Origin of the sequence: Mesorhizobium sp. CO1-1-7 (assembly GCF_020164885.1) — a bacterium.
In the GTDB taxonomy this organism is placed as follows: domain Bacteria; phylum Pseudomonadota; class Alphaproteobacteria; order Rhizobiales; family Rhizobiaceae; genus Mesorhizobium; species Mesorhizobium australicum.
In genome coordinates, this window is sequence record NZ_JAIUHA010000002.1 from 83,172 (window position 1) to 103,094 (window position 19,923).

The 19,923-nt window shown below is 63.1% G+C and carries 20 protein-coding genes and 1 pseudogene; 6 read left to right on the forward strand and 15 right to left on the reverse strand.

Annotation, left to right across the window (positions count from 1 at the left end; genetic code table 11):
* Nucleotides 1-21: 21 nt before the first annotated feature.
* The gene (locus tag LB516_RS03835; protein WP_140617053.1) at nt 22-933 is read right to left on the reverse strand and encodes an ABC transporter substrate-binding protein; all 912 of its coding nucleotides are present in this window, start codon (nt 931-933) and stop codon (nt 22-24) included.
* 214 nt (nt 934-1,147) lie between these two features.
* Between LB516_RS03835 and LB516_RS03840 the strand changes: the two genes are divergently transcribed.
* Complete coding sequence (locus LB516_RS03840) at nt 1,148-1,720, forward strand: NADPH-dependent FMN reductase (RefSeq protein ID WP_224718972.1); 573 nt, start codon at nt 1,148-1,150, stop codon at nt 1,718-1,720.
* 14 nt (nt 1,721-1,734) lie between these two features.
* Here the strand turns inward: LB516_RS03840 and LB516_RS03845 are convergent, their stop codons facing one another.
* The 13 genes from LB516_RS03845 to LB516_RS03905 form a co-directional block, all read right to left on the reverse strand.
* Nucleotides 1,735-2,946: an MFS transporter gene (locus tag LB516_RS03845; RefSeq protein WP_224718973.1), complete on the reverse strand. Its 1,212-nt coding sequence runs from the start codon at nt 2,944-2,946 to the stop codon at nt 1,735-1,737.
* A complete protein-coding gene (gene nusB, locus LB516_RS03850; protein WP_015318243.1) occupies nt 2,943-3,443 on the reverse strand; it encodes a transcription antitermination factor NusB in 501 nt (166 codons plus the stop codon). Before nusB ends, LB516_RS03845 begins: the two co-directional genes overlap by 4 nt.
* Entirely contained in the window at nt 3,440-3,934 is a 495-nt protein-coding gene (gene ribH, locus LB516_RS03855; RefSeq protein WP_140617055.1) for a 6,7-dimethyl-8-ribityllumazine synthase, read from the reverse strand. Before ribH ends, nusB begins: the two co-directional genes overlap by 4 nt.
* 108 nt (nt 3,935-4,042) lie before the next feature.
* On the reverse strand, nt 4,043-4,660 hold the full coding sequence (locus tag LB516_RS03860) for a riboflavin synthase (protein WP_015318245.1): 618 nt from the start codon (nt 4,658-4,660) through the stop codon (nt 4,043-4,045).
* Between the two features lie 6 nt (nt 4,661-4,666).
* Nucleotides 4,667-5,803, reverse strand: a complete 1,137-nt coding sequence (gene ribD, locus LB516_RS03865; RefSeq protein WP_224718974.1) for a bifunctional diaminohydroxyphosphoribosylaminopyrimidine deaminase/5-amino-6-(5-phosphoribosylamino)uracil reductase RibD — start codon at nt 5,801-5,803, stop codon at nt 4,667-4,669.
* A 2-nt stretch (nt 5,804-5,805) separates the two neighbouring features.
* Nucleotides 5,806-6,285: a transcriptional regulator NrdR gene (nrdR, locus tag LB516_RS03870; RefSeq protein ID WP_015318247.1), complete on the reverse strand. Its 480-nt coding sequence runs from the start codon at nt 6,283-6,285 to the stop codon at nt 5,806-5,808.
* 158 nt (nt 6,286-6,443) lie between these two features.
* The gene (locus LB516_RS03875; protein ID WP_318011809.1) at nt 6,444-7,022 is read right to left on the reverse strand and encodes a hypothetical protein; all 579 of its coding nucleotides are present in this window, start codon (nt 7,020-7,022) and stop codon (nt 6,444-6,446) included.
* Nucleotides 7,023-7,119: 97 nt separating this feature from the next.
* Complete coding sequence (glyA, locus tag LB516_RS03880) at nt 7,120-8,433, reverse strand: serine hydroxymethyltransferase (RefSeq protein ID WP_224718976.1); 1,314 nt, start codon at nt 8,431-8,433, stop codon at nt 7,120-7,122.
* 180 nt (nt 8,434-8,613) lie between these two features.
* Nucleotides 8,614-10,254: a Na+/H+ antiporter gene (locus tag LB516_RS03885; RefSeq protein WP_224718977.1), complete on the reverse strand. Its 1,641-nt coding sequence runs from the start codon at nt 10,252-10,254 to the stop codon at nt 8,614-8,616.
* A 133-nt stretch (nt 10,255-10,387) separates the two neighbouring features.
* The gene (locus LB516_RS03890) at nt 10,388-11,641 is read right to left on the reverse strand and encodes a murein L,D-transpeptidase (RefSeq protein ID WP_015318251.1); all 1,254 of its coding nucleotides are present in this window, start codon (nt 11,639-11,641) and stop codon (nt 10,388-10,390) included.
* Between the two features lie 351 nt (nt 11,642-11,992).
* On the reverse strand, nt 11,993-12,508 hold the full coding sequence (gene ldtR, locus LB516_RS03895; RefSeq protein ID WP_013896002.1) for a transcriptional regulator LdtR: 516 nt from the start codon (nt 12,506-12,508) through the stop codon (nt 11,993-11,995).
* A 341-nt stretch (nt 12,509-12,849) separates the two neighbouring features.
* Nucleotides 12,850-13,272 (reverse strand): DUF6163 family protein, encoded by a 423-nt coding sequence (locus LB516_RS03900; protein ID WP_015318253.1) that lies wholly within the window; start codon nt 13,270-13,272, stop codon nt 12,850-12,852.
* Nucleotides 13,269-14,309 carry an enoyl-CoA hydratase/isomerase family protein gene (locus tag LB516_RS03905; RefSeq protein ID WP_140823669.1) on the reverse strand — a complete coding sequence of 347 codons (1,041 nt, stop codon included), beginning with the start codon at nt 14,307-14,309 and terminating at the stop codon, nt 13,269-13,271. Before LB516_RS03905 ends, LB516_RS03900 begins: the two co-directional genes overlap by 4 nt.
* Before the next feature lie 163 nt (nt 14,310-14,472).
* Between LB516_RS03905 and LB516_RS03910 the strand changes: the two genes are divergently transcribed.
* The 4 genes and pseudogenes from LB516_RS03910 (at nt 14,473) to LB516_RS03925 (ending at nt 17,586) form a co-directional block, all read left to right on the forward strand.
* Complete coding sequence (locus LB516_RS03910; protein ID WP_140617063.1) at nt 14,473-15,294, forward strand: DUF2066 domain-containing protein; 822 nt, start codon at nt 14,473-14,475, stop codon at nt 15,292-15,294.
* 112 nt (nt 15,295-15,406) lie between these two features.
* Nucleotides 15,407-16,438: a porphobilinogen synthase gene (gene hemB, locus LB516_RS03915; protein WP_140617064.1), complete on the forward strand. Its 1,032-nt coding sequence runs from the start codon at nt 15,407-15,409 to the stop codon at nt 16,436-16,438.
* A gap of 248 nt (nt 16,439-16,686) precedes the next feature.
* Nucleotides 16,687-16,797: pseudogene (locus LB516_RS03920) on the forward strand (glyoxalase superfamily protein); the annotation flags it as partial.
* Between the two features lie 144 nt (nt 16,798-16,941).
* Nucleotides 16,942-17,586: a dihydrofolate reductase family protein gene (locus tag LB516_RS03925; RefSeq protein WP_224718978.1), complete on the forward strand. Its 645-nt coding sequence runs from the start codon at nt 16,942-16,944 to the stop codon at nt 17,584-17,586.
* Between the two features lie 69 nt (nt 17,587-17,655).
* Here the strand turns inward: LB516_RS03925 and ppk2 are convergent, their stop codons facing one another.
* The gene (gene ppk2 / locus LB516_RS03930) at nt 17,656-18,576 is read right to left on the reverse strand and encodes a polyphosphate kinase 2 (RefSeq protein WP_015318259.1); all 921 of its coding nucleotides are present in this window, start codon (nt 18,574-18,576) and stop codon (nt 17,656-17,658) included.
* Between the two features lie 282 nt (nt 18,577-18,858).
* Here ppk2 and LB516_RS03935 point away from each other — a divergent pair, with 282 nt between their 5' ends.
* Nucleotides 18,859-19,902: an aldo/keto reductase gene (locus LB516_RS03935; RefSeq protein ID WP_140617066.1), complete on the forward strand. Its 1,044-nt coding sequence runs from the start codon at nt 18,859-18,861 to the stop codon at nt 19,900-19,902.
* The last annotated feature ends 21 nt before the right edge of the window (nt 19,903-19,923 follow it).

Sequence of the window (19,923 nt, forward strand, 5' to 3'; positions counted from 1 at the left end):
GACGTCGCTATCGACGCGTCGCTATTTCAAAAACCCGTTCTTCTTCAAAAAGTCCTCGGCGACGCCCTTGACCGGCTCGCCGCCGACCTGCACGCGGCCGTTCAGCTCCTGCAGCGTGACGAGATCGAGCTTGGCGAAGACCGGCTTCAGCAGCGTTTCGATCTCGGGATGCTCCTTCAGCACGGATTCGCGGATGATCGGCGCCGGCTGATAGACCGGCTGCACGCCCTTGTCGTCAGTCAGCACCACGAGGCCCGATGGCGCGATGCCCCCGTCGGTGCCGTAGACCATGGCAGCATTGGCGCCGCTGGTCTGGTTGGCGGCGGCCGCGATGGTTGCCGCCGTATCGCCACCAGAGAGGGTGATCAGCTGGTCCGGCTTCAACGTGAAGCCGTAGGTAGTCTGGAAGGCCGGAAGGGCTGCCGCCGAATTGACGAACTCGGCGGAGGCCGCCAGGACCACCTTGCCGCCGCCGGCGACATATTTGCCGAAGTCCGACAGCGTGACGAGCTTGTTCTCGTCCGTCACTTCCTTGCGCAGGGCGATCGCCCAGGTGTTGTTGGCCGGTGCCGGTGACAGCCAGACGATCTTGTTGGCGTCGTAGTCAAGCTTCTTGGCCGTCTCATAGGCCTTGGCGGCATCCTTCCACACGGGATCATCGGCCTTCTCGAAGAAGAAGGCGGCGTTGCCGGTGTATTCGGGATAGATGTCGATCTCACCGGCGGTGATCGCCTTGCGCACCACGGGCGTGCCGCCGAGCTGGATGCGGTCCGTGGTCTTGATGTTGTTGGCGTTGAGGACGAGCTGGATAATGTTGCCGAGCACGCCACCCTCGGTGTCAATCTTCGAGGAGACGACGACCTGAGCGCTCGCGGAAGCCGCCGTGATGGCGAGCGCCATCGCCGCGCTGGCCAGAACCTTGACTGAAAACATTGTGAAACCCCTTGCTGTGAACCGGAATGCGGTGGCGGCATATGAGCATGGCTTCAACGGCCAGTCGGGGCACACGGTTTCATAAGAAGGGGGACCAGCGCAATATTTTTGTTCCGGACGCGCGATTTGGGCCTGGCGGCAACAGCGGGCTGGCGATTGGCCGCTATCGGGTGAATAATGCCACGAGGGTGGCGGCAAACACGGAGAGCGTGTCATGGCCATACACAAAGTCGGTTATCTCATCGGCAGCCTTGCCCAGGCATCCATCAACCGCAAGCTCGCGAAGGCGCTTGTTCAACTTGCCCCTCCCGAGCTCGAAATGACGGAAATCGGCTTCAAGGATCTGCCTCTCTACAGTTACGACTACGACGCCAATTTCCCGCCGGCCGCCCAGGCTTTCAAAAAGGCGATCGCCTCCGTCCAGGCCGTGCTGTTCGTCACCCCGGAGTATAATCGCTCGATCCCCGGCGGACTGAAGAACGCGATCGACTGGGCCAGCCGCCCCTACGGCAAGAATTCATTCGCGCGCAAACCGTCGGCCGTCATCGGAACATCGCCGGGCGCGATCGCGACCGCTGTCGCCCAACAAAGCCTCCGCAGCGTGCTGGGTTTCTGCAACTCACCGCAGATGAATGCGCCCGAAGCCTATATCCAGTTCACGCCGGGACTGATCACGGATGACGGCGAGGTGACGGTTGAATCCACTGAGGATTTCCTGCGCAATTACATGGCTGAGTTCCATATGTTCATAGCGCGGGTGCTTCAGGTTCTGCCGCCGGACGCATAGCTTTCAAATTCGCGTCAAGCCGGCCGCAAGCTTGTGATCTTCAGCGCGCCGAGTGCCACGAAGCAAAGCGCGGCGACGGGAAAGATCATCCAGTTGAGCATGGTCCAGCCCCAGGCGTTGTAGACCATGCCCGACATCAGCGACGCACAGGCGACGGAGCCGAACAGGACGAAGTCGTGGAAGCCCTGCACCTTGCCCTTTTCGGAAGGGTGGTAGCTGGCCGCCACCATGGCGGTGGCGCCGATGAAGCTGAAATTCCAGCCGAGGCCGAGCAGGATCAGCGCCGTCCAGAACTGCCATAGCGCCAGGCCCGACAAGGCAACGACGGCACAGCCGATCAGCAACAGCAGGCCGAGGGCGACAATGCGCTCGGCGCCGAAGCGATGGATCAGCGAGCCGGTGAAGAAGCTTGGCCCGAACATCGCCATGACGTGCCAGGAGATGCCCAGCGTCGCATCGTCCTCCGACAGGCCGCAGCCCACCATGGCGAGCGGCGCGCCGGTCATGACGAAACTCATCAGCGCATAGCTGCCGACGGCGCAGAAGAGCGCCGCGACGAAACGCGGCTTGGTGACGATTTCGGAAAGGGGTCGGGCATCGCCGTCGGCGACGTCCGCCTTGCTCGCGGTCCTCGACGGCAGACGAAGGAACGACAGGATGACGGCGCCGACAGCCGCCAGCGGCAGGATCGAGGCGAAGGAACCGGCAAACATGACTGGTGCGAATAATTCGCGCGTGAAGATGACGATCTGCGGCCCGAGAATGGCGGTGATGATGCCACCGGCGAGCACGAAGGAGATGGCGCGGGCCTTGAACGCCGGCGGCGCGTTGTCGGCCGCGGCAAAACGGAACTGCTGGACGAAGGCGCCGCCGACGCCGATGACGAGCAGCGCGAACGCGAACAGCCAGAAGCTGCCGTGGAACAAAGCCAGGGTGGCGACCAGCCCGCCGAGCGCGGTGACCACGGTTCCGGTCATGAAACCGCCACGCTGCCCCAGCCAGCGGATGATGGCGGCCGCGGGCAAGGCGCCGAGCGCCACACCGAGATTGAAGCCGGTGATCGGCGCGGTCGCCAGGGATTTGTCGGCGCCGAGCAGATATTGCCCGGCCAGCGCGCCCATGGAAATGGCGATGGGAGCCGCCGAGCCGATGATCGCCTGCGAGGCGGCGAGGATCAGCGCCGTGCGCCGCGCCTCCTTGCCCGTCTCGACGGCGATGGCGGTCACGAAGCGTCCTTGCCGCGTCCCTCGCCACGCACCCGGCGTGACACGCGGTCGAGCACGGCATTGACCAGCTTCGGCTCGTCTTCCTCGTAGAAGGCCTTGGCGATGTCGACATATTCGGTGACGATGACCGCGACAGGAACGTCCTCGCGCTTCATCAGTTCGTAGACGCCCGCGCGAAGGATGGCACGCAGCGTCGAATCGAGGCGCGACAGCGGCCAGTCGTCGGTCAGCGCCTGGCGGATGATCGGATCGATGGTCTTCTGGTTCTCGACGACCCCGGTCAGGATGGCACGAAACCACTGCGCGTCCGCCTCGCGATAGAGCGCGCCGTCGACTTCCTTGCCGAGACGGAACGCCTCGTACTCGGCGGTGATCTCGAACACGCCGCTGCCGGCGACATCCATCTGATAGAGCGCCTGCACGGCGGCCAGACGGGCAGCGCCGCGCTTGTTGGCGTGGCGCACCGCGGGCTGTCCGGGCGAAGCGGGTTCGCTCACGATTGCGCTCCCAGTTGTTCCTTCAACGCGATCATGGTCAGCGCCGCGCGCGCGGCAAAGCCGCCCTTGTCGCCTTCGGAGCGCTTGGCCCGCGTCCACGCCTGCACATCGTTCTCGGTGGTCAGGATACCGTTGCCGATGCAGACCGAGTCCTGCACGGACAGGTCCATGAGCGCACGGCTGGATTCATTGGCGACGATGTCGAAATGATAGGTATCGCCACGGATAATGGTGCCGAGTGCGACAAAGCCGTCATAGCCCGTCCCGCCTTCGGCCATGCCGTCGAGCGCGAAGGTGATCACCGCGGGAATTTCAAGCGAACCGGGAACGGTGACGACGTCGTAAGTCGCGCCCGCTTCGTCGAGCGCGCTTGTCGCGCCATCGAGCAGTGCGTCGGCAAGGTCGTCGTGAAAGCGCGCCTCGATGACGAGGAGGTGAGCCTTCTTCTTGGGACGAATGAACGCCTTGCCGTGTTGGGATGTGCCAGCCATAGATGTCTCCGGAGTCGCCGGTGACTTAGGCCGAAGCCGGTTTGATCGCAAGCGGAAGATTGCCCGACGCGTATCAGATTGCCGTGGGTCGGACTGTCCCGCAGGCGATCAAAGCCCCTCTTTCGCCGCCTCCGCCAGCCGGGCAGCGTAGCGGGCCATGGTGTCTATCTCGAGATTGACGCGGTCGCCTGCCTTGCGCTCGCCCCAGGTGGTGACGGTCAGCGAATGATGGATCAGAAGCACGTCGAAGCGGGTGCCCTCGACCCTGTTGACCGTGAGCGAGGTGCCATCGAGCGCGACGGAGCCTTTCGGCGCGATGAATTTCGCCAGATCGCGCGGCGCTTCCAGTGTGAAGCGCACCGCATCGCCCTCATCCCGGCGTTCAACGATCTCGGCGGTGCCGTCGACATGGCCCGAAACGATGTGGCCGCCAAGCTCGTCGCCGATCTTCAGCGCCCGTTCCAGATTGATCCTGGTGCCGGACTTCCAACCGGACGCCGTGGTCAGCCTGAGCGCCTCCTCCCAGGCCTCGACCTCGAACCAGCGCGCGTTCGAGCCGCTGTCGGGCAAAGCCGTGACCGTCAGGCAGACGCCACCGCAGGAAATCGACGCGCCGATGGCGATGGTCTCGGGATCATAGGCGGTGTCGATGCGCAGTCCCACCCCTTCCCGCAGCGGCTTGATGGCGGCCACGGTGCCGATATCGGTGACAATCCCGGTAAACATCGATCGCTATCCCTGAAAATCCCTGATCCATTCGACGTAACCGTCTTCGCCGAACCGCATCTCGCGCAGCTTGCGAAAACCCACCGGGACATGGTCAGCGTCGACAGGCGATGCAATGCCATCTTGGCCGATCGCTTCCGGACCCTGGAACAGCACGATGCGGTCCACCAGCCCGTCGGCCAGGAAGGCGCTCGCCACCTTGGCGCCGCCCTCGACCAGCACGCTTGCCATGCCAAGCGCCGCCAGATCCTCGAGCAGCTCCGGCAATGCGACGCCGCCCTCGTGCGTGTCCGTACCGATGAAGCGCACGCCGGCGCGCTCGAGCGCGGCCCGGCGCTGCGGATCGGCCTCCAGGCAAGCCGCCACATAAAGAGGTACGCGATCGACGCCCGACACCAGCTTCGAGCCCTCCGGCAGCCTGATCTGGCGGTCGAGCACGATGCGTGCCGGCGACCGGTTCTCCAGTCCGGGCAAACGCACCGTCAGTGCCGGATCATCTTCCAGCGCCGTGCCGATGCCGACCAGGATGGCGTCCGCCTCGGCGCGCATCAGGTAGACTTCGCGGCGCGCCATGTCGCCTGTTATCGCGACCTGGCCGGCGCCTTCCCTGCCGATCTTGCCGTCGCTGGAAAGCGCAAGCTTCAGAATTACTTCCGGGCGCTTTCTCAGAGAGCGAATCAAATAGCCCGCCATCTGTTCGGCAGCTTCCGTGGCGAGGACCTTTTCGACCACTTCGACACCGGCCTCGCGCAGGATGGCGTAACCCTTGCCGGAGACCCGCGGATCGGGATCACTGGCGGCACCCACGACACGCGCAACGCCGGCATTGACCAGCGCGTTGGCACAAGGCGGCGTGCGGCCGTGATGGGCGCAAGGCTCGAGCGTGACATAGGCGGTTGCGCCACGCGCGAGTTCGCCGGCCTCGGCAAGCGCCTCGGTCTCGGCGTGCGGCCGGCCGCCGACGGCGGTGACGCCGGTACCGACGATCATCGGCCCGGTCCCATCATCGCGCACGATCAGCGTGCCGACGGAAGGGTTGGTCGAGGTGCGTCCGGCGTTCTTGCGCGACAGCCGCAAGGCCGCGGCCATGAAACGGCGGTCAGGGGCCGCTTGTTCGGCCTCGCTGCGTTGCGGTGCTGCCATGCTCAGCCGGCGTCCTCTTCGCTCTTTTCTTCGTCCCCCTTCAGCTCGCCGAGCAGCTCGTGGAAATCCTTGGCCTCACGGAAATTGCGATAGACCGAGGCGAAACGCACATAGGCGACATCGTCGAGCGATTTCAGCGCATCCATGACCAGCCGGCCGACCTCACCCGAGGCCACTTCCGTTTCGCCGGAGCTTTCCAGTTGGCGCACGATCCCGGTCACCGCGCGATCGATGCGCTCGGGATCGACATTGCGCTTGCGCACCGCGATCTCGACCGAGCGCAACAGCTTGTCGCGGTCGAACGGCACTTTTCGTCCCGACTTCTTGACCACGACGAGGTCGCGCAACTGCACGCGCTCGAACGTCGTGAAACGGCCGCCGCAATCGGGGCAGACACGCCGCCGGCGGATCGCCGCGCCATCCTCGGCGGGGCGCGAATCCTTCACCTGCGTATCTTCGGACTGGCAATAGGGACAGCGCATGGAGAGCCTTGGGTTCGCGAATCTGGTGGGGTGAAAGGCTTAGAACCTTTCCGGTGCGGATTGAAGCAGTTCCGCTTTTCCACGGCCTGCCGTACCTCAGAGATAGCGAGGCGCGAGGAAGATTGCCAGCACGGCAAGCAGTTGCGCCGGCCAGCCCGCTATGGCGCCACGTCCTTGGTTGGAAAGCCACAAGACGCGCCGAGATTGCGATAGGCCTTTGTAAAACCGTCCATCGGAATGCTGGCGACAGCCTGCTTGCCGAACGCAACATCGAGCGAGGTAACCTGGCGCATGGCCCGCAGCAGCGCAAGACTGGTCTTGGCCTGGTTGTCGATCGTCCAGCTCGGACGGCCGTTGACGGTGTCATTGGAATAGACAGTCGTCGAAACCTTGACGCCGGGATCGCCGAAAGTCGCCGCGATCTTCTTGCCAGTTAGCAGGCTCTTGTTGTCGATGGTAATCAAGATTGCCGGATAAGCATCGGGCGGCAGCGCGTCGCCGGTCGAGATCGACAATGTCAGCGTGCCCGAATTGCCACTCGCATCGAAGAACGCTGTGGAAGCCGCGCAGGTCTTGTGCGCGTCCTGGCCGGTGTCGAGCGTATCGACCATTGTCGTCCACCGGCCGAAAGTGCTGGTGGCAGGCATGTCCGCGGCGGGCTGCGTCTGCGCCAAAACGGGGCCGCAGGCGGCCAGCCAACCGAAGGCGCCGAGAGAAGCAAGACAGAAATTGCGCATCATCAATTCTCCGGTTCGATGCGTCACCCGATCAGGGGTGACGCGATGCCGGTGGATAAAAGATGACGCTTCGCGCCCGGTCAACCGAGATAAGGAATCAACCGAGATAGGGATAGAGGGGGAATCGATCGGTCAATGCGACGACCTTGGCCTTGACCGCCGCCTCGACCGCGGCATTGCCTTCGTCGGAATTGGCGACCTTGAGCCCATCCAGCACCTCGGCGATCAGCTTGCCGATCTCGCTGAACTCGGCCTGGCCGAAGCCGCGCGTGGTGCCGGCGGGCGTGCCGAGCCGCACGCCAGAGGTAACGAAGGGCTTCTCCGGATCGAAGGGGATGCCGTTCTTGTTGCAGGTGATGTTGGCGCGGCCAAGGGCCGCCTCGGCGCGCTTGCCGGTGGCGTTCTTGGGCCTGAGATCAACCAGCATCAGGTGGTTGTCGGTGCCGCCGGAGACGATGTCGAGGCCCGTTTCCTTGAGGCTGGAGGCAAGCGCCTTGGCGTTGGCGGCCACGCTTTCGGCATAGACCTTGAAGCTCGGCTTCAACGCTTCGCCGAAGGCTACCGCCTTGGCGGCGATGACATGCATCAGCGGTCCGCCCTGCAGGCCGGGGAACACCGCCGAGTTCATCTTCTTGGCGATATCCTCGTCATTGCACAGGATCATGCCGCCGCGCGGGCCGCGCAGCGATTTGTGCGTGGTGGTCGTCACCACATGGGCGTGCGGCAGGGGCGAGGGATGCACACCGCCGGCAACGAGGCCGGCAATGTGCGCCATGTCGACCATCAGATAGGCGCCGACGGCGTCGGCGATCTCGCGAAAACGCTTCCAGTCCCAGATGCGCGAATAGGCTGTGCCGCCGGCCAGGATCAGCTTCGGCTTGGTCTCGTGCGCGGTCTTTTCGATGGCGTCCATGTCAAGCAGATGGTCGTCCTTGCGCACGCCATAGGAGACGACCTTGAACCACTTGCCGCTCATGTTGACCGGCGAGCCATGGGTGAGATGTCCGCCGGAATTGAGGTCGAGGCCCATGAAAGTGTCGCCGGGCTGCAGCAGCGCCAGGAACACCGCCTGGTTCATCTGGCTGCCGGAATTCGGCTGGACGTTGGCGAAGTTACAACCGAACAGTTTTTTCGCACGCTCGATGGCCAGTTCCTCGGCCACGTCGACGAACTGGCAGCCGCCATAGTAGCGCTTGCCCGGATAGCCCTCGGCATATTTGTTGGTCATGATCGACCCCTGCGCCTCGAGCACGGCGCGCGAGACGATGTTTTCGGAGGCGATCAGTTCGATCTCGTGGCGCTGGCGACCGAGCTCGTTGCGGATGGCGCCGAAGATCTCCGGATCGGCATCTTCCAAAGTGGTTTCGAAGAAGGATTCGAATTTGTTGGACGCCGCCGCTGCTGTTGCCATGGCCTGAGTTCCCCTAGGGTTGGAAGGGCAAATTCGTGCACGCCGTCGTCCCGAACCACTCAACGGCCTTGGGCGACATGCATTGCGTTCGCCGGGCCATTAACACAGTTGTTTTGGGCTCGCCACGTTTGCAGCGCGAAATTTGCTGGCCGGTTTGCGCCAACGGATCGCGGCGGATCGCTATTTCCTGTCCCGCCGCTGCTTCAACAAGGCCTCGGTCAAGGTGATTTCAGAAAACAGCGCGCGCATCGTGTGATCGTTGATCTCCTGGCTGCGGAACATGGCGCGCAGCGCGGAGCGCTCGGCTTCGATGCCGGCCACCCTGAGTTCCAGTTCCAGCCTGCCGGCCTCGCGAGCCTCGGCGCGGGCCTCGTCGGCTTCGTCCGAAGCCGCGATGCGTCTACGGTAGCCTGCCACGATGCTGTCGGCGACGGCCAGCCGGGCCTGGACCGCCTCGCCCTCGCCTGCCTCGTTGGCGATGCTCTCGATCCTGGCGATCGCCGCATTGGCGGCGCCCACGCGCGCCCGGCGCTCTTCCGCCGCCGCCGGATCCTTGCCCGGCTCGACCAGCCCCCGCGCTATCCTGGGCAAGGCAAGGCTGGCGATCAGAAGCGAGCAGATGATGACGCCGGCGGCAAGGAAGATCACCACATCGCGTGCCGGAAAGGGAGAGCCGTCCTGCAAAGCGAGCGGCAATGACAGGATGCCCGCCAATGTGATGGCGCCGCGCACGCCGGCCACGGAGCCGGCAAGCCGGACGCGAAATCCGAACGGTTCGGACTCGCGTTTGCCGATGCGTGCCGCGATCGCCTGGGCGATGTCGCCGACCCAGATCCACAGGAAGCGCAGTCCGATCAGGCAGAGCGTCAGGATCAGCACCGTCGCCACCGGCTCGATCAGCCAATGACGGCTGGACAGTTCCGGTGGGACCTTGCGGATGATGTCGGGAAGCTGCAGGCCGAGCAGGATGAACAGAGCGCCATTGAAGACGAAAGTGAGCGTCGCCCAAAGCGACAGGGTCTGCATGCGCGCCGACACACCGAGGAAGCGGTACATGCCGGAAGCCCCGGTCAACAGGCCGGCAGTGACCGCCGCCAGGATGCCCGAAGCGCCGACATGCTCGGCGCCGAGATAGGCGACGAAAGGCAGCAGGATCATGACGAGAACCTGCGCCTCCGCTGGCACGCCGCCGATGCGGTTGAGCAGCTGCAGCGCCTTGGCGGCGATAAACAGCGCCGCGACACCGGCCAGGATGCCGGCGGCGACGGCGTAGAGGAAGCTGAGCGAGGCTCCCGCGAAGGAGAAGCTGCCGGTCAATGCCGCCGCCACCGCAAAGCGGAACATGACCAGGCCCGACGCGTCGTTGAGCAGCGACTCGCCCTCCAATATGTGCATCAGCCGGGACGGAACCACATTCCTGTCGACGATCGCGGACACCGCCACGGCGTCGGTCGGCGACAGCACGGCAGCCAGCGCGAATGCGACGACGAGCGGAATGCTCGGCACCAGCCAATGCAAGGCATAGCCGAAGCCGACAATGGTGAAGAAGACGAGCCCGACGGCGAGATCGAGTATGGGTCCGCGCAAGGCGACGAGTTCGCGCTTGGGCGCCGCGAAGGCGTCGCCGAACAGGAGCGGCGGGATGAACACCAGCAGAAAAAGCTCCGGATCTATCTCGACATGCAGGCCCTTGGCAGGCCAGGCAAGGGCCGCGCCGATGGCGATCTGCAGCACCGGCAGCGGCACCCGAACCAGCCGGACGAGCGCGCCCGACAGCGCAACGAAGACGAGCACGACGAGAATGAAGATGGCGACGTCCATGGCACGATCCCGGCTGTTTGCCGACCATCGCCAATCGCCTGAGCTTCGTCCAGCCGGCCGAATGAGTGGACCTGACGGCGTCCGCAACAAAAAAGCCGCCCCTGAGAGCGGCTTTTTTTAAAAAATCAGCTTGTTACAGCGAAGACGTGATCTGCAGCTCGCTGTTGCCGTCGAGCGCATAGACGTCGTCGCGGAACTGGACGACGCCGGGTCCTGTCGACCAGGCCGAGAGATAGAGGAAATGCACCGGCACCGGGTTGGTGACCTGGATCGGCGTGTTCTGGCCGGTCTTGATGGCCGCCTCGAAATGCTGGCGATCCCAGCCGGGCGTGTCGCGCAGGATCCAGGTGACGAGATCGCGCACGTTCTGGACACGCACGCAGCCCGATGAATCGAAGCGCATCATCTTGCCGAACAGGCTCTGCTGCGGCGTGTCGTGCATGTAGACGCCGTCCGGGCTCGGGAAATTGATCTTGACCGACGCCATGGCGTTTTCCGAACCGGGATCCTGGCGGAAACGGTACTTGGCGGCATCGTCCGTCGACCAGTCCACATTCATCGGATCGACTTCGCTGCCATCAGGCGCGAACAGGCGGATATGGCTGTTCTTGAGATAGTCGGGATCCTTTCGCATCAACGGAATAATGTCCTTGCGCACAATCGAGACCGGGGCGTTCCAGTACGGATTGACGATGATCTCGTTGATCTTGGAATTGACGATCGGCGTCTGGCGATCGATCTTGCCGACGATCGCGGTGTGGCGAAGCACGACGCGGTCGTTCTCGACCGCTTCGATCTGCGCCGCCGGAATGTCGACCAACACGTAACGGCTGCCCAGCGTGCCGGCCTTTTCCTTCAGCCGCTGCAGATTGGTCTGCAACTGGCCGAGCCGGATCTGCGCCGAAACGTTCATCGCGGCGTAGGTGTATTTGCCCATCGAACCGTCAGCCGGCAGGCCGTGGCGCAACTGGAAACGCTTGACCGCCGAGTCAACATAGGAATCGAACGCTGTCGAAATGCCGGCGCTCTGCGACAGGTCGCCCGCAACCATCAGGCGCTTGCGCAGCGGCACCACGTCCGGATCGTCGACGCCGAGTTGCAGCTTCTTGGTCGCGGGAACGTCCGTCCAACCGCCCTGCCCGACAATGTTCTGATACTGCGCGACCGCCTGCTCGGTGAAGGCCACAGTCTGGGGACTGAAGATGGGCAGCGTCGAGGCCACCTTGCCGCCTTCGCTGGCGCGGGCATCGAACTGATCGTCCCAGTTGCCGCGGGCCGAGGATTTCAGGATATCCCCGATCACATCCTGCGCATTCGCACGCCCAGCCATCACGGCGGCGGCGAGCGCGGAGGCTCCGGAAAGGAAAAAGCGGCGGCTGGTTCTCATGGACGTTCCAGACATTCTTTTAGCGGTTCGATCACTTGCTGCGTCGACCATCGCGCGATCTCGCCCGCACTCTAAAATCGGCAATCTTAACAATTAGCCAACCATGGTCCGTATCACATTGGCGACCAAGGCAAGGGGCGCGACACGGTTGCGGGTGGACGCATGGTCTTCACCACAGCATCACTGCCGCTCTCGGTTCCATTGGAATATGGCGGCAACGTGGCCTTGGCCCGTAATTTGCTTTGGCCGAACGCGCGAAAAGAAAAGACCGGTGCTTTTCGGCACCGGCCCTGACTGGAGGTCGCTGTTTCGGCCACGCTTCTGCGGCGGGGCTCCGTTTGCAGGATGCTCTTACATCCGGTAGGCAATCGTGTCGTTCCAGAAGCGGTCGAGGCGCTGCAAAGCGCGGTTCATCTGCTTGAACTCGTCGGTGTTGATGCCGCCGACCTGTTCGATCGAGCCGACATGGCGCTCATAGAGACCGGCAACCACGTCCGCCACTTCATTGCCTTTCGGCGTCAGCGAGACACGGACCGAACGGCGGTCGATGCGCGAGCGCTGGTGATTGATGAAGCCGAGATCGACCAGCTTCTTCAGATTGTAGGAAACGTTGGAGCCGAGATAATAGCCACGCGAGCGCAGTTCGCCGGCGGTCAGCTCGGAATTGCCGATGTTGAAGAGCAGCAGCGCCTGGATGGCGTTGATGTCGGAGCGGCCGTTGCGGTCGAATTCGTCCTTGATGACATCAAGCAGACGGCGGTGCAGGCGCTCGACCAGCTGCAGCGATTCCATGTACAGGGAACGGATAGCCTCGCGGCGATCGTCGGAAACGTTGGCGGTCTTCGCCGCCGGACGCGAATTGATCATTGTCTTTGCCTCTCGTTTGTCGCCTTGGTGATTTTTTGTTTTTCACCTTGATCGCGACACTATCGAATACTCATAAAATTCGACTTAAACGCTAGGGCTAACAAGAGCTTACCGGTAAGAGGTTTCGCAAGACGCTTAACGAACGGTCACCCGAGCAAGGATGATTAACCTAAAGATTTAGGCAATGATCGCCGCGCCGGATTCAGGCGGTCGCCAGGTCGTCAACGCGTACAAGGGCTTGCAGCATGTCGCGGCGAATAGGATTCGCCCGACCTGCCGCAGGCTTCTGATTTTATGCATGTCGTTGTCCCGCAACCGAGGACACTTCGGGGCGACATGCATTAGTGCCGTGCCGGTCGTTTCTGCAGGTAGATGACGACGCGAAAGACGATATAGAGCAGCGCCACGCAGGCATGCGAGACGATAATCAGCAGACGATGGCCGAAAAGCTCGGGAAAGCCGGCATACATGACCGTCTCCGTGACCGCGCAGATGAACCAGATCACCGGACCCCAGGACGCCAGCATCCACAACCCCGCCGCGGCGAAGGGAAAGAACACGGCGAGCATCACCGCCGCGACCTGCCAATGCACCGGCATAAGGTCGAACCGCCACAGCGAGCCCGGATAGAAGCCGATCAGCTTGATCCAGTAGAGGATGCCGAACAGCAGGCAGTAGCCCGCGATGACGCGCTGGAACCAGGCGAAGATCACCTCGACCGTCGAGGGCTGCAGGATGACGCGTCTCGATGTCACTTCGCTCACAACTCGAGCTCCCGATCGCCGAGCGGGGCAAAATAGGCCTCGACATCCGCCTCGCTAACCGCATCGATCGCTGCCGGCCGCCATTGCGGCTTCGAGCCCTTGTCGATGATGGCGGCGCGGATGCCTTCGTAGAAATCGTGGCCGGCCAGCATCCGGTTCAGGATGCGGAACTCCATCCTCATGCAGTCGTCCATCGACAATGTCTGCCCGGCGCTGATCTGTCGCCAGGCGACGCGAAGGCTGGTCGGCGAGCGCGTGCGGATCGTTGCCAGCGTCCCGGTGGCGAATTCGTCATTGCCCGCGCGGTCCAGGCTTTCGATCAGATCCGGCAGCGACGGTTGGGCGAAATGGCGGGAGATCGCCTCCAGGATCGGCCTGTCGGTCTCCCGCTTGGCCGGAACAAAGAAACCGCGCAGCACCGATTCCGGATCGCCCGTCAGCGCCAGCCGATCGAGGAAGCTTGCCTGGTCTTCAGCCTTGATGGTGTGGGTGGCCAGCCCCGACCACAGCGCATCGCCATAACGAATGCGGTTCCCGGTCAGCGCCAGGTACATGCCGAAGGAACCGCCAAGGTCGGGCAGCAGATGACTGGCGCCGACGTCCGGGAAAAAACCGATGCCGACCTCCGGCATGGCGAACTGGGCATTCTCGGTCATCACCCGGTGCGAACCGTGGAAGGAAATGCCGACCCCGCCGCCCATCACGATACCGTCGATGAGCGCCACATAGGGCTTCTTGAAACGCGCGATGTAGGCGTTGAGGCGATACTCGTCGGCGAAAAATTCGACCGGTGGGTTTCCAGCCCGGCCGGCTTCGTAGATGTGCAGGATGTCGCCCCCGGCCGAAAACGCCCTGCCCTCGGCTTTGACCACGACGACATCCACACCCTCGTCGCGCTCCCAAGACCGCAGGGCCTTGCCCAGTGCCTTGATCATGCGATGCGTGACGGCGTTGAGCGCCTGCGGCCGCGTCAGCGTGACGACCCCGGCCCTGCCCAACCTTTCGAAGCGAATTTCGTCGCCTCCACCAAAATCCATCGCCAGAGAATCCTTGTTCCCGCGCCTGCGGGACTGAAGTGCTAAAGGCGGCACATGGGTGCGTCAATGGCTGCAGCCCGGCCGCCTCGATCTTGGCGGCTAGCGGTCGCCGATGCTAGACATTGGTGGCCGCTACGACAGGCCGAGAGCAGGATAGTTAGCCATGCCGCATTTTTTGCGCTTTGCCTTTGTTCTGAGTTGCCTGTCGTTTTTGTGGGCAACCAATGTCCCCGCGGGGGCAGCCGACCTTGGCGACCTTTACCACTCGCAGACCATTGTCACCGGCCAGGGTGAAGAAAATCGTCAGCTCGGCTTCAGGACCTGCCTCGACAAGGTGCTCGTCCGTGTTTCGGGCGATCAGCGGCTGCTTGCCAGACGCGAAATGGACGCGCTGCGCGACAAGGCCGGCAGCTTTGTCGACTCGTTCCGCTACCATGACCGGATGGAGGGCATTCCGATCCATGACGAGCAAGGGACGCATGACCGGCCGCATGATCTCACCTGCTTCTACAAGCCTGATGTGATCGACAGGCTGCTGGCGTCGCTCGGCAGCAGGCCCTGGCTTGGCGAGCGGCCGACACTCACCGTCTTCCTCACGACCGAACAAGGCGCGCGGCATTTCATGCTGAGCGCCGAGGAAGGGCGTGGCGAGACGATGCGCGAATCCTTCGTCAATGCCAGCGGGCCGATGCTGATGCATGTCGCGTTTCCCAAGGCCGCGCAACTTGCCGGCTTGGGCGAAGAAGCGCTGCGCGCGACGGACATGGCAAGGCTGGATCGAGTGGCCAAGCAAGCCGGAGGCGACCGAGCGCTCGCCGGCACCATCGTGTGGAGCGACAAGGAACTGGGCTGGGTCGCCGATTGGCGACTGGCCGATCACGGCAAGACCTATCGTTGGCAGGTGCGCGGTGTCAGCTTCGACGACGCGTTCCGTGTGGCAATCGGAGGCGCGGCACAGATCCTTTCGGGCAACGGGCAGCCCTGAACCAATAGGCGTGGCGGGACAGCGCTGTGGCAGCTTTCGGCGCTGGCACAAACGTGTCGCATTGGTCAGCACAAGGGCTCGTGGTAAAAGCCGCGGATCCGGAGTTTTGGCCATGAACAAATTCACCCCAGCAAAAGCTGCCGGCACGCGCAGCGTCGATGACGTCACCGGCAGCCGCCGCCTGCGCCGCATGCGCAAGGCCGACTGGTCGCGCCGGCTCGTGCAGGAGAACAGGCTTTCGGTCGACGACCTGATCTGGCCGATCTTCGTCGTCGAGGGCAGGAATGTCCGAGAGCCGATTGCCGCCATGCCCGGCGTCTTCCGGCTTTCGGTCGACCTTGCCGTCAAGGAGGCCGAACGGGCGGCCAAGCTCGGCATCCCGGCCCTTGCCACCTTCCCCAACGTCGATCTCGGCCTGCGCGACCAGACGGGTTCCCACATCCTCGACCCTGAAAACATCATCAACCGCGCCACACGCGCCATCAAGGACGCGGTACCCGAGATCGGCATCATCACAGACGCCGCACTCGACCCGTTCACGAGCCATGGCCATGACGGCATCCTGCGCGATGGCATCATCGTCAATGACGAGACCGTCGAACAGGTCGCGGCGGCGGCCGTCATCCAGGCGGCGGCCGGCGCCGACATCATCGCGCCGTCCGACATGATGGACGGCCGTATCGGCGCCATCCGCGACGCGCTCGACGCCAACGGTTTCCAGGACGTGGCGATCATGTCCTACGCCACAAAGTTCGCGTCGGCCTTTTACGGCCCCTATCGCGAGGCGGTCGGCACCGCCGGTCTGCTCAAGGGCGACAAGAAGACCTATTATATCGACCACGCCAATTCGGACGAGGCGGTGCGCGAGGCCGAACAGGACCTCGCCGAGGGCGCAGACATGCTGATGGTCAAGCCCGGCCTGCCCTATCTCGACATCATCCGCCGGCTGAAGGACGAATTCCAGATGCCGACCTTCGCCTACCAGGTCTCGGGCGAATATTCGATGATCAAGGCGGCTGATTCCAATGGCTGGATCGATGGAGAGAAGGCGATGCTGGAATCGTTGCTCGCCTTCAAGCGCGCCGGCTGCGACGGCATCCTGACCTATTTCGCACCCGAAGTGGCTGTGATGCTGAAGGGGTAGCCCGACTTCCCGGGCAAGGCACTTCAGTAGATGTCACCACTCTTTCGACTGGTCGGCGGTTCTATCGAAAACCCGCTGACAAAAACTGGCGGCTGCAGCTATGATGGGAGCGGCCGGCAGCCCGCACCTCGGCCAAGAGGTATGGCGAACGCCTCCTGAGGATGCTTCCTGACCCGTTTCTCCGTCGGGCGAAGGTGTCGGCATTGCGGGCACTGACAAAGGCTTCGCCGTGACCCGAGGAAACGGACATGCTTGCCTATCGCGATGCCAAGACGATGGCGAAAGCCATGCGGGAGGCGCTTGCCGCCCGCAGACTGACGATCAGCCACAGCGAGGCCCTTGAGATCGTCGCGCGCCAACCGACCGGCCAATGAGGCGGCGGCCGTAGCTTGGCGGCAATCGGAAATACCTTTTCCGGCTCGAAAAACCACTTGCAATTCAAAATCAGTTTGCTAGAAGAAACCACTTGCAAAAGACAACTGGTTCTCAAGGAGGAGGTTCTCATGTCCAAACTTCGCGTCAACGCTTTCAGCCTGTCGCTTGACGGCTATGGCGCCGGCCCCGATCAGAGCCTTGAAAATCCGCTCGGTGTCGGCGGACCGGCCCTGCACAAATGGGCTTTCAGCACTCGCACCTTCCGCAAGATGTTTGGCCAGGAAGGCGGCGAGACAGGCGTTGACGAAGACTTTGCGGCGCGCAGCTTCGAGAATGTCGGCGCCTGGATCCTCGGCCGCAACATGTTCGGGCCGATCCGGGGCGAGTGGCCTGACGACAGCTGGAAGGGCTGGTGGGGCGACAATCCGCCCTATCACGTCCCGACCTTCGTGCTGACGCATTACAAGCGCGATCCCATCGTGATGGAAGGCGGCACGACTTTTTATTTCGTAACCGACGGCATCCATTCGGCTCTCGAACAGGCCAAAGCCGCCGCGTCAGGCAAGGATGTGCGGGTCGGCGGCGGCATCTCCACCATCCGGCAGTATCTGCAGGAAAAGCTGATCGACGACATGCACGTGGCGATCTCGCCGGTGCTGCTTGGCAGAGGCGAGAACCTTTTTGCGGGCCTCAACATGCTGAATCTGGGCTACCAGTGCGGCGAACAGGTTGCGACGGCACTGGCCACGCACGTCGTCATCAAACGGGCGTAAGGTGGAGAAACCCTCGACGAAAGCCCATTTCTCCCCGTCACTATACGGGGAGAAAGACAAAACTCTCGCTCAATACTTCTCCGGCACGTAAAGCTCGCGCGGCAGCACCTGGCGCTCGTATTCCGGGTTGAAGACGCGCTCCGGCAGCGTGATCTCCTCGTGCGGCACCTCTTCATACGGCAGCTGCTTGAGCAGATGGTCGATGCAGTTCAGCCGCGCGCGCTTCTTGTCGTTACCCTCGACGATGAACCAGGGCGCCTCGGGAATGTTGGTGCGGGCGAAGGTCTCCTCCTTGGCCTTGGTGTAGTGTTCCCAGCGCACCCGCGACTGCAGGTCCATCGGCGACAGCTTCCACTGTTTCATCGGGTCGTGGATCCGCATCAGGAAGCGCATTTGCTGTTCCTCGTCGGTGATCGAGAACCAATATTTGACCACGGTGATGCCCGAGCGCACCAGCATGCGCTCGAACTCCGGCACGTCATGGAAGAACTCCTCGACCTGCTCGGGGCTGGCAAAACCCATTACCCGTTCGACGCCGGAGCGGTTGTACCAGGAGCGGTCGAGCAAAACGATCTCGCCGCCTGCCGGCAAATGCGGGACATAGCGCTGGAAATACCATTGCGACTTCTCGCGTTCGGTCGGAGCCGGAAGCGCCACGACGCGGCAGATACGCGGATTGAGCCGCTGTGTGATGCGCTTGATGACGCCGCCCTTGCCAGCGGAGTCGCGGCCCTCGAATATCACCACCAGTTTCTTCTTGTGGTAGGCGACCCAGGATTGCAGCTTGATCAATTCGGACTGGAGGCTGATCAGGTCGCGAAAATACTGCATGCGATCGATCGAAGGCGGATGCGAGTTCTTGTAGATCTTGGCGATCTCCATCGAGAGGGCCGGCTCCGACATTTCGAGCTCATAGTCCTCGTCGAGCGTGTCGGCGAGCTCGGCTTCAAGCCAGTCCTTGGCAGGGGAATTCTGTTTCAGCTCGGTCATATCAACTGCTCCGCTTGCAAGCCCTGTCGGTTACCACTGGGCGCTCCAAATTGCTGGCCGGCGGCCGGGAATGGAAACACCTGAGCCGACTTCAATATAGGCCGGCGGTGACGGTTTTATTGCAGCACAGGCGCAATTGCCGACGTTGCAAATTCCGCGATGTCTGATCGATCGACCGTCGTCGCATGGCGACAAGCCGGCCGAATTGTCCTACAAATGCGCGGTCGCCTTCCAGGCCTGCCTTGCCGGCACGCCTCTTCAACAAAATCGTGAGGATCTGACATGGAATACCGCACCCTTGGCCGTTCCGGCCTGAAGGTTTCGACACTGACGCTTGGCACCATGACATTCGGCGGCGCCGGGCCCTTCGCCGCGGTCGGCAACAGCGATCTCGCCGAAGCCAAGCGGATGATCGATATGTGCATCGATGCCGGCATCAACCTCATCGACACCGCCAATGTCTATTCCAACGGCCTCTCCGAAGAGATCATAGGCGAAGCTCTCGGCGGCAAGCGCAAGAACGATGTGCTGATCGCGTCCAAGGCGCGGATGCGGATCGGCAAGGGCCCGAACGACGAGGGCCTGTCGCGCCATCATCTGATCCGTGAATGCGAGAGCAGCCTGAAGCGCTTGAAGACCGATGTCATCGACATCTATTTCGTCCACCAATGGGACGGCCTCACTCCGCTCGAGGAGACCGTTGCCGCCCTCGACAGTTTGGTCAGCCAGGGCAAGGTGCGCTACATCGGCTGCTCCAACTATTCCGGCTGGCAGGTGATGAAGGCGCTTTCCATCAGCGACAGCCGTCACCAGCAACGCTTCGTCACCCAGCAGATCCACTATACGCTGGAAGCGCGCGAGGCCGAGTACGAGCTCTTGCCGATCTCGGTCGACCAGGGGCTGGGCGTTCTGGTTTGGAGTCCGCTCGCCGGCGGCCTGCTGTCGGGCAAATACCGCCGCGACAGCCCGACCGCTCGCCAGCTTGCCGGCTGGTTCGAGCCGCCGATCCGCGACGAGGACCGGCTGTGGCGGATTGTCGATGTGCTGGTCGAGATCGGCAAGGATCATGGCGTCTCGGCGGCGCAGGTGGCGCTTGCCTGGCTGCTCGGCCGCCCTGCCGTCTCCTCGCTGGTGATCGGCGCCCGCAATGACGTCCAGCTCAAGGACAATCTTGCGGCGGCGGCCCTGAAGCTCGGCACCGAAGAACGCCAGCGCCTCGACGCGGTCAGCCGGCCGCCCCTGCTCTACCCCTACTGGCACCAGCAACTGACAGCGAAGGATCGCTTCGGCCCCGCCGATCTGGTTCTCGACCGCAGCGATATCTGATCGGCGTCAGGCCGAGAGCAG

Coding starts and splice junctions, on each gene's coding strand:
- LB516_RS03835 (WP_140617053.1), bottom strand. CDS start 933: ATGTTTTCAGTCAAGGTTCTGGCCAGCGCGGCGATGGCGCTCGCCATC.
- LB516_RS03840 (WP_224718972.1), top strand. CDS start 1,148: ATGGCCATACACAAAGTCGGTTATCTCATCGGCAGCCTTGCCCAGGCA.
- ribH (WP_140617055.1), bottom strand. CDS start 3,934: ATGGCTGGCACATCCCAACACGGCAAGGCGTTCATTCGTCCCAAGAAG.
- LB516_RS03860 (WP_015318245.1), bottom strand. CDS start 4,660: ATGTTTACCGGGATTGTCACCGATATCGGCACCGTGGCCGCCATCAAG.
- ribD (WP_224718974.1), bottom strand. CDS start 5,803: ATGGCAGCACCGCAACGCAGCGAGGCCGAACAAGCGGCCCCTGACCGC.
- nrdR (WP_015318247.1), bottom strand. CDS start 6,285: ATGCGCTGTCCCTATTGCCAGTCCGAAGATACGCAGGTGAAGGATTCG.
- LB516_RS03875 (WP_318011809.1), bottom strand. CDS start 7,022: ATGCGCAATTTCTGTCTTGCTTCTCTCGGCGCCTTCGGTTGGCTGGCC.
- glyA (WP_224718976.1), bottom strand. CDS start 8,433: ATGGCAACAGCAGCGGCGGCGTCCAACAAATTCGAATCCTTCTTCGAA.
- LB516_RS03885 (WP_224718977.1), bottom strand. CDS start 10,254: ATGGACGTCGCCATCTTCATTCTCGTCGTGCTCGTCTTCGTTGCGCTG.
- LB516_RS03890 (WP_015318251.1), bottom strand. CDS start 11,641: ATGAGAACCAGCCGCCGCTTTTTCCTTTCCGGAGCCTCCGCGCTCGCC.
- ldtR (WP_013896002.1), bottom strand. CDS start 12,508: ATGATCAATTCGCGTCCGGCGGCGAAGACCGCCAACGTTTCCGACGAT.
- LB516_RS03905 (WP_140823669.1), bottom strand. CDS start 14,309: ATGGATTTTGGTGGAGGCGACGAAATTCGCTTCGAAAGGTTGGGCAGG.
- LB516_RS03910 (WP_140617063.1), top strand. CDS start 14,473: ATGCCGCATTTTTTGCGCTTTGCCTTTGTTCTGAGTTGCCTGTCGTTT.
- hemB (WP_140617064.1), top strand. CDS start 15,407: ATGAACAAATTCACCCCAGCAAAAGCTGCCGGCACGCGCAGCGTCGAT.
- LB516_RS03925 (WP_224718978.1), top strand. CDS start 16,942: ATGTCCAAACTTCGCGTCAACGCTTTCAGCCTGTCGCTTGACGGCTAT.
- ppk2 (WP_015318259.1), bottom strand. CDS start 18,576: ATGACCGAGCTGAAACAGAATTCCCCTGCCAAGGACTGGCTTGAAGCC.
- LB516_RS03935 (WP_140617066.1), top strand. CDS start 18,859: ATGGAATACCGCACCCTTGGCCGTTCCGGCCTGAAGGTTTCGACACTG.